The following is a 275-nucleotide window of genomic DNA, read 5'->3' as shown; positions in this document are numbered from 1 at the left end:
GGGCCATTCAGGCTGCAGCAGCCAATGGTGAAATTCAGCTAGATGGAGCTGAATTAAAAGCATTGAGCGGAATAAAATTTGATCACCAAGCCGGAACTGTTTTGATAAATGGATCTCAAGTACAAGCGTCAATTTTAGTCACTGGTGGAGGTCAACATGCTACTGGAAAAACGATCATACAAGGTGATACGACAATGACTAGCCAGGGTACAAGTATAAAAATGTCAGGTGGTGCTCAAATAGTAATGACTGTTGGAGCCCGAATCATTCAGAAC

1 protein-coding gene is annotated in these 275 nt (G+C 42.5%); it reads left to right on the top strand.

Annotation, left to right across the window (positions count from 1 at the left end; translation table 11 throughout):
* Positions 1 to 275: hypothetical protein (locus tag ACNQ0T_RS24210; protein ID WP_417930495.1), on the top strand; the 275-nt coding region annotated here is incomplete at both ends.

The organism is Enterobacter cloacae complex sp.6700776 (assembly GCF_048284255.1).
Taxonomy (GTDB): Bacteria; Pseudomonadota; Gammaproteobacteria; order Enterobacterales; family Enterobacteriaceae; genus Enterobacter; species Enterobacter intestinihominis.
The sequence above is the reverse complement of the archived record's forward strand: the minus strand, read 5'-3'. Positions and strand labels throughout refer to the sequence as shown.